Annotated in this window: 10 protein-coding genes and 1 pseudogene; 7 read left to right on the forward strand and 4 right to left on the reverse strand. The window is 64.8% G+C overall.

Annotated features, from left to right (window positions below; genetic code table 11):
• Positions 1–46 precede the first annotated feature (46 nt).
• Positions 47–1,465 (reverse strand): outer membrane protein assembly factor BamB family protein, encoded by a 1,419-nt coding sequence (locus D456_RS0121375; protein ID WP_017578215.1) that lies wholly within the window; start codon positions 1,463–1,465, stop codon positions 47–49.
• A gap of 323 nt (positions 1,466–1,788) precedes the next feature.
• Here D456_RS0121375 and D456_RS0121380 point away from each other — a divergent pair, with 323 nt between their 5' ends.
• Together D456_RS0121380 and D456_RS26140 are read left to right on the forward strand one after the other, a co-directional pair.
• The gene (locus D456_RS0121380; protein WP_017578216.1) at positions 1,789–3,027 is read left to right on the forward strand and encodes an ImmA/IrrE family metallo-endopeptidase; all 1,239 of its coding nucleotides are present in this window, start codon (positions 1,789–1,791) and stop codon (positions 3,025–3,027) included.
• Positions 3,028–3,193: 166 nt separating this feature from the next.
• Positions 3,194–3,772 carry a hypothetical protein gene (locus D456_RS26140; protein WP_204366795.1) on the forward strand — a complete coding sequence of 193 codons (579 nt, stop codon included), beginning with the start codon at positions 3,194–3,196 and terminating at the stop codon, positions 3,770–3,772.
• Here the strand turns inward: D456_RS26140 and D456_RS0121395 are convergent.
• The gene (locus D456_RS0121395; protein WP_017578219.1) at positions 3,705–4,034 is read right to left on the reverse strand and encodes a hypothetical protein; all 330 of its coding nucleotides are present in this window, start codon (positions 4,032–4,034) and stop codon (positions 3,705–3,707) included. The two genes, D456_RS26140 and D456_RS0121395, sit on opposite strands and share 68 nt — an antisense overlap.
• 127 nt (positions 4,035–4,161) lie before the next feature.
• A complete protein-coding gene (locus D456_RS0121400) occupies positions 4,162–4,707 on the reverse strand; it encodes an ATP-binding protein (protein ID WP_017578220.1) in 546 nt (181 codons plus the stop codon).
• Between the two features lie 224 nt (positions 4,708–4,931).
• Between D456_RS0121400 and D456_RS0121405 the strand changes: the two genes are divergently transcribed.
• Together D456_RS0121405 and D456_RS26145 are read left to right on the forward strand one after the other, a co-directional pair.
• Positions 4,932–5,759, forward strand: coding sequence for a helix-turn-helix domain-containing protein (locus tag D456_RS0121405; protein ID WP_026116094.1), 828 nt, complete (start codon positions 4,932–4,934; stop codon positions 5,757–5,759).
• Positions 5,752–5,919, forward strand: a complete 168-nt coding sequence (locus D456_RS26145; RefSeq protein ID WP_017578222.1) for a DUF397 domain-containing protein — start codon at positions 5,752–5,754, stop codon at positions 5,917–5,919. Before D456_RS0121405 ends, D456_RS26145 begins: the two co-directional genes overlap by 8 nt.
• 148 nt (positions 5,920–6,067) lie before the next feature.
• Here D456_RS26145 and D456_RS27835 read toward each other — a convergent pair.
• Positions 6,068–6,334, reverse strand: a pseudogene (locus D456_RS27835) (type ISP restriction/modification enzyme); the annotation flags it as partial.
• A gap of 268 nt (positions 6,335–6,602) precedes the next feature.
• Between D456_RS27835 and D456_RS0121415 the strand changes: the two are divergent.
• The 3 genes from D456_RS0121415 (at position 6,603) to D456_RS0121425 (ending at position 9,073) form a co-directional block, all read left to right on the forward strand.
• Positions 6,603–6,827, forward strand: a complete 225-nt coding sequence (locus tag D456_RS0121415; protein WP_026116095.1) for a hypothetical protein — start codon at positions 6,603–6,605, stop codon at positions 6,825–6,827.
• A gap of 575 nt (positions 6,828–7,402) precedes the next feature.
• A complete protein-coding gene (locus tag D456_RS0121420) occupies positions 7,403–8,503 on the forward strand; it encodes a helix-turn-helix domain-containing protein (RefSeq protein WP_017578224.1) in 1,101 nt (366 codons plus the stop codon).
• 3 nt (positions 8,504–8,506) lie between these two features.
• The gene (locus D456_RS0121425; protein ID WP_017578225.1) at positions 8,507–9,073 is read left to right on the forward strand and encodes a hypothetical protein; all 567 of its coding nucleotides are present in this window, start codon (positions 8,507–8,509) and stop codon (positions 9,071–9,073) included.
• Positions 9,074–9,355: the final 282 nt, after the last annotated feature.

Consider the following 9,355-nt stretch of genomic DNA (forward strand, 5'->3'; position numbering starts at 1 on the left):
TCACCTACATCGAACACTGTGCATTGCAGTCATCGGGGCACGGCCGTCAACCGGTCACCGGGAAGACACGGAGTATGCCGTGGTCCGTCTCCATGTCTTCGTGCTCGATCTCGATTTCGACCGCGATCGTGCCGTTGGTCAGGTCGGGTGCCGCACCTGGGTCGAGCACAAGGTCCGAGCCGTCCTCGAGGTCGAGAATGATCGGTTCACCCTCGACTCTTGCGTAGAGCACCCCGTGCCAAGCACTCACCGGTTCCGTGAAACGGCGTTCGGAGTCACTGGAGAACTGCTCGTACCAGAGTGACTCGCCGACCTCGGGATCGATGTTGACCAGGGTCGTGACCACGTGATCCTCCAACCAACAGGCGAGGCTCGTTTCCTGGTCGTAGCTGCAGGTAGCCCCGCCCCAACCGTCACGGGTGGGGATATCGGAGGTGAGCGGATCGTGGTTGATGCTGTAGTCCGCGACCCCGGTGTCGGCATCGAAGAGGGCGATCGTCCCACCTCGGGCGTCTCGGTCCCAGGATTTTGCTGTATTGGAAGCGGTGACGTAGAAACGGCCCGGTCCGGCGGGCTGCACCACATTCACGGAGTAACCATTGAGCGATCCGTGCTCCATGACCATCTCGCCGGGGTCGGGATCGGTGTCTAGGAAGGCCGAGTACTCGTCTTGCGCGGCGTCGGAATGGGTCTCGTGTTCGCCTTCCTCCCAGGTTTCCCACACTCGGCCGCCAGTCTCGGCATCGAGCCCGTGCAGCCGGTGGATGTCGTAGAGGTCGCTGTCGGACACTTCCGAAGTGGCCACCACGACACCGTTGCCGCCGACCATGCGGGGATCCACCTCGGCGTCGGACCACAGGCGGCTTCCATCGTGTATGTCAAGGGCGAGCGCACCGCGGCTGCTCAGGATCACCGAGTCCCCTTCCGACCCGACCACCCGCCCGTAGAACTCGTCCTCGACCTCCGTGGTCTCGTGCCAGAGCGTCTCGCCCGACAGGAGGTCGATGGCGAGCACTTCCCGCATGGGGGTGTCCCTGGTCGTGCCCGCGCCGGGCTTGGTGGTCCCGAAGGCACCGACAGCGACGATGTTCTCGCCGTGTTCCGCGATCGTGACCGACCTGGATCCCACCTCTCCGTGCACGGGGGACACACTCCAGAGCCGCTCGTCGTTCACCACGTCGTGGGCCGTCAAAGCGTGTTCACTCGCGTGGACAATCACCGGGCCGTGGATGTCGACGCGGGGCAGAGAACCGCCCTCAGCGGGTTGATAGGCGCCGGTCCGGTCGAACTCCAACGCCGGAAGGAATTCATCGACTTCGCTCAGCCCCTCCGCTTCCTCTGAACCGTCTCCGTCCTCCGTTCGTGAGTCCGAGCCCACCGGGGTGCAGGCAGAGGCCATCACCAACGCGGACATGACCAGCGAGGGAAGGATCCACCGTCCGTACGGCGAGCGGCCGCTTTTCATTTGTACTCCCTGGGGGATGGAGGATGTGCCGCGTGTGATTGTAGTGACGTCCTGTCACTGACCCCGAACAAACCCGATGGCGTCACACCCGCTCCAGCGGCCCGTCCCGCCCATCAACGCGTCGAAGTGGTCGGCCAGACACTGGTTCCTGCGAACTGAACCGTGGTGCTGGTGACTCGGCGAGAGGCCCGCACCAGGGAGCGGAGTCCCCCTTCTCGTAAGTACTGCTCGGCCACCGCACCCAGACTCTGGCCTGTGTCGGTGCACACAGCTATGCTGAATCACAATTGAAGAGTCTGATTCAGGCTGGTGAGGTGGCGGCCATGACCATGACGGATATCGGAGCGCGGATCGAGCGCGCTCGCGCAGCGGCAGGCCTCAGCCAACGTTCCCTCGCGGACGCCACCGGTCTTTCCCAGTCCAGTCTGTCCCGGATCATCTCGGGCGCCCGGCCCCCGAAGATGCCCGAACTGGTGGCGATCGCGTGGGAGACCGGGCACACCGTCGCTCAGCTCACCGGCACCGGGGTGTCGGCCGAGCGGGCCCAGTGTGCGGCCCGTGCTACCAACGATTCGGACATGGACGGCATGCGCCGGGCGCTGTTGGACTTCCTGGAACTGGACGAGTACCTGGACGACCAGGCCATCCCAGCCACGACCGGCAGCAGGGCCGGGAAACAAGGCCCGGAAACCGTGAACGCTGAGCAAGAAGGACGTACCGAGGCTGAACGGTTCCGTCGGGAGCAGAACTTGGGCATGCAGCCGCTGGGCGACCTCGTCGCGATCATCGAGCAGGCCGCCGGCATCGATGTGGCCGTACTCGACGCCGATCAGGACGAACACGGTCTGACGATGCGGGCCCCGGAGCGTGGCGCTGTCTTCATCGCCGTCGCGCGCACGGAGCATCCGATGCGACAGCGCAGCACACTGGCCCATGAGCTCGGCCACGTGTTGTTCGAGGACTGGGTGAACAGTGACACGGGGGGCTGGAGCAACCGTTCCCCCGGCGAGAGCCGTGCCAATGCTTTCGCCCGGCATCTGCTCGTGCCCGTCGAAGGGCTACGTGCCTTCCTCGGGGAAAGAGGCTCCATCGGCCGGTCCGACCTGTCCGCCGTGGTCCAGCGGTTCCTGGTCTCCCCCAAGATCGCCTCGATCGCGTTGCACCAGGCGGGATACATCGACCTGTCCACCAAGAAGGAGTGGATGGCACTGTTCGCACCGGGGTTGGCGACCCGGTTCGGGTGGAGCGACCAGTACCTGGCTCTGCGGGACGATTCTGCCCGGCGTAGGGCTCCGCAACAGCTCCTGGCCCGTGCAATCAGGGGCTATGCCGAGGGTGTTCTGTCCGTGCAGGCCATCGCCACGCTTCGCGGTCTGGCCCGGGGAGATACCGAGGTGGAGCTGAGAAAAGCGGGTGTGGTGCCGTCCGACCGTCCCGCTATGTGGGCCGACCACTCCGAACTACCGGAGCCGGACGTGGGTCTCTCCGCTCTGGACGAGGCCCTCGACGTTCCTGATGAAGACACTGAGGCCCCTGACACGACAGCGAGCGACAGCGGATGAGTCACCGGCCGATCATCGATGCCGGCCCCGGCCTGAACTCCCTCTCGCTCAACAAGGAGCGCCTGCTGATCGGTGTCCTGGGCAAACTCAGCGCCCCGGAGACGGTGGAGAGCGAAGTACTGCACAAGTCCCCGCGTGGCACGCGTTTCAGCGCCGCCGAGAAGATTTGGCGGAAGCTGACCCCAACTATGTACAGGTTCTCTGCGACGACTACACCCCCGAGCTGGCTGCCGTCGTCCAACGCATCACCCATCAACCCATGGCAGAGCGGTCGGCGAACCCGAAAGACCTGGGCGAGACGATGGTCATCGCACATGCGGTCGTGGCAGCCGAGGCAGGCGATGAGGTGACCGTGCTCATCGACGACGGGGACGGGGCACGGACCGCAGCCTCGGAGAGCAGGCGGCTCGAACGGCTCCGGGACAGCGGACGGCCCGTGGGCTCCATCAACCTGTTCAGCACGGTGACGATCCTGAGAACCGCGGCGGCCAGGGGATTCATTGCGAACAGGTCGGATCTGCGTCTGGTCTACAAACGGTTGCGCGAACTGGATGACGGTCTGCCACCGATCGAGACGACCGGGCTGCTGTCCAACACGGGCTTCGGAGGCGGCCCGGAGAGACGCAGGGCCCCGGCTTCCGGTCCGGAACGGGACCAGGGAGCCGGGGCCGGTCAGCTCAGTGCTTGTACTGCTCGCGTGCCCAAAGGTGAGCAAGAAGGTCGTCCCAGGTGCGTTCCTCGGTGAGGCCGGCGGGGGTGGCGATCCAGTAGGACTGGGTGGCCTCACCGAAGAAGATGATCAGTCCCCGGTACTGGGCCTGGAGCAGGGCTGCCTTGTGGTGTTCGGCGGAGAACTCGGAGCGGTGCCCGCCGAGCCGGGGCAGGGTCTGGGCCCGGTGCGTGCGGCAGGTGGCGTGGGCGCACGCGGGGCAGGCGGTGCCCGGGAGGCTGCCCGGCTGCATGGTGCGAGCCGACTGCGCGGTGCGGGGATGAGGGATAGGATGCATGGTCGATCCTGCTTTCTCTGCTTTTCGTCAGGCTTGGGGTTCAGGGTTTGTGTGGGGCTCAGGAGACGTGGCCGCGTCTTCTGAGCCCTCTCTCATGTGTGGAGCCCGTTCGGTCGGAGCCGAAAGGTCAGACCTGGCTCCACGGGTTGTCCTCGAGGTCGTGGTCCAGGAAGAACCAGACCTTGCGCAGCTCCGGATGGGCGTTGTCGCCCCACGAAGTTGCCAGGGTGTCGATCAGCGCCAACCCGCGCCCCGACTCGCGCCCGGCCCGTGTGCCCCTGGGTTCAGGCTCCAGCCGGCCCCGCTGTCGTTGGGTGAGACTGCCCCGGTCCTGACAGGTCAGGTACAGTCCCGAGGCCGTGCGGCGGACCCGGAGAGTGAAGCTGCCTCCGGGGTGGCTGGAGCGGCTGTGCTGGATGGCATTGGTGGCCAGCTCACTGCCCAGCAGGGTGAACAGGTAGCGGTAGTCGCTGGAGTAGGACACCGCGCAGGTGTCCAGGAATGCCCGTACCAGCGGCAGCAGCGTCGGGATGCCGGGGAAGCTGTACTGGCGGTGGCGGAAGTGCGGGCGGTCGCGGCGCCCGGAGAAGTAGTGGGCGTGGTGCGGACGGATGAAGCTGGACAGCGGAACGGTGACCTCGCTGCGAGCGAGTTCAGGCGCGAATGCGGACATTAACGGACACACTCCTTCAATAATCCACAGAGAGAAAACTCCTTTTAATGCGACATAACTCGCAATACAGGAATTCGCATCTCCTCTTCCTACACGACTTCAGAGTGCTTCTCGCCACAGCAGAAAGACCAGGTCCGTCGGATAACCCGCGAACCTTCCAAGACCATCTGGAATTCCCTGGAAAAACTCCACGCTCAGCTGTGTGATGTGCTCATATAGGATGCATGACCCCTGATGAACGTTCCTTGAAGGCCTTCGGCCGCGAGCTTCGTAGGTTGCGAGCGGAGGCAGAGATGACGCAGGAAACAGTCGCGCGCCGCGTCAGTCAGCTGGGCTCTGCGGTCAGCAACTCTCACGTATCCGACATCGAGAAGGGCAAGGCCATGGCCCGCCCCTGGCTTCGCCGATCTCTCGACGAGGTTCTGCAGGGCAATGGGCGCCTGGAACGCCTGTGGGAAGAACTCACAGGATCAGGGCGCCGCGCTTGGCTTCACGAAGTCGCTGAACGCACACACCGCGCCGACGCCCTGTATGAGTACCAGGCCCTGGTGTTTCCCGTATACCTACAGACCGAGCCCTACTCACGTGCAGTGATGCGCTACGGTGCTCCCTGGCTGTCCACGAACGAGCTCGCCGAGCGAGCCCGTCAGCGGGCGGAACGAGCACGACAGATGGCCAAAGCGTCCTCCCCCATCATCTGGCTTGTTATCGACCAGTCACTCCTCATGCGTCGCTACGGATCGGCCGAAGTCCAGCTGGAACAGCTCTCCTACGTTGCGGAGCTGTTGAAGAAGGAGCGGATCAACATGCTGGTGGTGCCAGTGGATGAACCTCGTCATGCGGGAAACAACGGGCCCTTCCGGGTCATCACGTCGGCAGACCAGCCCGAGGTGGTCTATGTGGAGTCCGCCCACCAGGGGCAAATCATTACTGCAACCAACGAGGTCGGTCGCTACAGGATGTGGTTCGCCGCCCTGCAAGGCGTGGCCTGGGGGCCAAGTGAGACGCTGCAAGCAGTTCGAGAAGAAATGAAGAGGATCAACGATGAGTGAGTGGCACACGTCGACTTACAGCGGCGGGAACAATGAGTGTGTCGAAGTTCGTGAACATGCCTCGGGCGCTGACCTACGCGACTCCAAGCACCCCGACGCCGGCCACCTCCCCTTCCCCGCGTCCGAGTGGACCGGCTTCCTCTCCTCCACCCTCCAGTAGCCCAAAAGCCGGAGCCGCCCCTCAAGGTTTTCTGAGGGGCGGCTCTTGCATACGAATACCCTTCGAGGATCTCCAACTCGGGCAACCCCTCCACGATGTCCACCGTCTCCAGGCTCACCGCCACGATCCGGCCCAGGAGGTCGATGATGTAGCGGGGGCCCTCGGACCAGTCGTTGGGGTCGTTGACGATACGGCTATCCTTATGGGTTTTGATCTGGTGAAGGTCAACGACCCACTCGATCGCTGAACGGGCGCCCGACTGGTACCGGTAAGCACGCTCAGGGATGCCCGACACGGTCACCCGACTGTTGTAGATGATCGTGGACCGGTCGTCCTTGCTCTGGAACTTCATCTTCTCGACCCAGTACAGCTCAGCTGAAGGAGTCGGAGTGAGCCCGGTGACCTTCTCCTCCAAGGGGTACGGCTGGACCGCCGGTGTCGACGGTCGGGCGCCCCTCGGAGAATGTCTCCGTCAGCACGTCGGCAGCGAGGAAGGGGCCGTCGGGGTCGATGGCCCAGCGGTTCGGCAACGCAGTGACCGAGAGCTTCTTCGCCTCGAGGGGAACCGAATTGTTCGATCGGCCGCGTTCTGCGAGCCGGGCCGCTGCCGGCCGAACCTCTTTACCGCGCCAGCGAAGCGTTCTAAGGTCCGGGCCCATCCCCCACACACGGACATGGTGAGCATGGGCAGCAACCGGGACCCGAGAACCGCAATCGCAGTCCTCGTATGCGCGCTCGCGCTGACCGGATGCAGCCGCTACGACGACGTGGTGGCGGAGAACGGCCTGGACGTACGGGCGGTGTTCCTCACGCGCACGGATCCGCCGCCCTCGTACGAAGGGCATCCTGAGTCCTTCGATCGTCTGGCTGTCGACCCCGGTGACAAGACCGAGTTCAGCCCGAGATAGCCGGACCCGGATCCGCCGTGGCACATCTGGCCGCTGTCGGAGTTCAAGGACCCGCCGTGCCGGGAGGACCTGAACCTCGTGGCCTGTACCGAGGACGGACGCACCATCGTGCGCGATGGTCCTGTCTGCCCTGCGGATACATGGACCGCCACAGACTGAGCGCACGGTTTCCTTGTACGACGTTGTTGGTGCTGTTATGTGCGTTGAAACGTTTTCTGGTGCTCGAAGGAGCACTGATACCCCCGCCCTGCGGCCCGAGCGAGGACCGAGGTGATGTATGCGGGCCGTTCCAGGTCCTGCCCGGTGAACCGGACGATGCGTACTTCCGGTACTGCATCTGGAGGGCGTTCTGGCCGCCCTGACGGAGCTTCACTGTGGCCGGAACCGGCCAACCTCCGTCGGGGTGGCCTGTGGTGTGACGGAGTGGTGGATCGAAGACACGGGTGCCAAGGCTGAGGTAGGCAGCTGTTTCGACCCTCAGCGTTCCCGCAGAGGCGTTTCTGTCGGGGCGGGTTCCGGGGCAGAATTCCGTGGAGCTCGCTCGGGCCGTATTCACAGCGCGGAAGCCCTGTGCGATGATCGCACACATGGCACAGGAGTTGAGTTGGGAGCTGATCGGGGAGCGGGTCAGATTGAGCCGGCTCTCCAGCGGCTTGTCGCAGAGTGCGTTGGCCCGCCGCATCGGCCTGGAACGATCCATGGTCTCCAAACTGGAGACCGGGGGGCGCCACATCGACGCCGTCGAGCTCACCCGTATCGCCCGAGAGCTCGATTTTCCCCTGACACACTTCCTCAGCGCTCCCCCTGCGGTGGTCTCCCGCCGTGCGGCGATTGCCTCCGAGATCGACGAGAGCGACGATTCCAAGAGGTCGTACCGAACCGAGGCCCGAATCTCGGACTGGCTGCGGGACGTACGGCAACTCATGGACGACGGAGTACTCCAGCCCCGGCCCCTGCTGTGCTTCCCGGGCACCGTGAGCAGCAACGACAAAGCCAGGGAAGCGGCCGGATGGTTGCGCGGTCAATTGGACCTGGGCACGGAACCGCTTGGTTCCATGACCGAGGTGTGCGAGCGTGCCGGGCAGTTCACCTCTGTCGTCTCCCTGCCCGAAGGTGCCCACGGTGCTTCCTTGGTGGACGGCGAGGTCGCCGTGGCGGTCGTCAGCGAACGTCTGCAACCGGGCCGGCAACGCAGCACCGCAGCGCACGAACTCGGACACCTGGTTCTGGGTGATGAATTCTCCAGCGATCTGGGGGTCCACACTTCAAGACAGGACCGAGAAAACGTGGTGGAGGCCTTCGGCGCGGAATTCCTCCTGCCGAAGGCGCGAGCCCGTCAGGCCGTGGCACGCAAGGATCAGGACGAGGTACGCCGCAACCTCGTCGAGCTCGCTGCGACCTACCGGGTGTCCTGGACCCTGGCCGTTCATCAGGCAGCCCCCGAGGGCGACAAGAGTGCAGAGTTCTGGCAACGGATGAAGGAGCGCACACCCACCGCCGCTGAGTTCAAGGACTCCTTGGGGTGGAGGCCTTTGCCCGACCTGTCCCAGATCCGTGTCCCCCCGGGGTACGCATCAGCGGTGATGAGAGCACTCGAGGAAGACCTCATCACCGTCGAGCGCGCGATCGAGATGATGCACGAACAGGTGAGCCCCGACGAGTTCGACGAGGAATAGCGGTTGGTCTCCCCTCACATACTGCTGATCGACACCTCACCGCTGTTGTACGCCGCCAGGATCGACCGCCTCGATGTCCTCGGGAGCCTGCTGGAAGCTTACGAGTGCCTCACCACCCAAGCCGTCCTCGACGAAGTGGGGCGTAACGACGAGAACGGCGCAACCCTGAAACTGGTCGAGTCCGCTTCATGGCTGGGCAGGGCGCAGACGGACTCGTTGGCGTTCCACGGCAGGTTCCTGGAATGGAGCCAGAGGCTGCGCATGACCCCGGACCACAACATCGGCGAGACCACCCTCTGCACCTACGCCGATGTGCACGGGGGCACGGTCTACATGGACGACAAACCCGCTCGCAAAGTCGCGCAACGCCGAGGCCTTAGTGTGCGCGGAACAGCGGGGCTGGTGGCCGATGCCTGCTGCGAGGGCACGTGGACGGTGAAGAGCGCCTCTTCCTTCATGGACGATCTGATCGGGGCCGACCTCCGTCTTCCTTTTGCACGCGGCGGGTTCGAGGCGTGGGCGGCAAAGCAGGGACTGCTGTCCGATCTCCCCGCCCGAGGAAAAGAGTAAGGACCAGGGCTCCGATGGGCTGTGAACCCCGGATGCGGGCACCCTGACACCGGTGCCTGGTCCATGGGCCCCGGGCACGGCAAAGGGCCGTGCCCCAGGACCTGCCCACGCGCTTCCTCCGCACAACCCTCCGGCAACCCGACGGAGCTTGGCCGGAACCGGCCAACAGTGCGCCCGGGCGGCACTTCGTCCCGCGAGGGCGGGTCGTACGAGCTCGGGCGTGCCTAGTGCCGTGGCCGGGAACGTTCACCCGGGTGAGTGATCGATGCCAGGGTTGACCGC

Source organism: Nocardiopsis kunsanensis DSM 44524 (genome assembly GCF_000340965.1).
Taxonomy (GTDB): Bacteria; Actinomycetota; Actinomycetes; order Streptosporangiales; family Streptosporangiaceae; genus Nocardiopsis; species Nocardiopsis kunsanensis.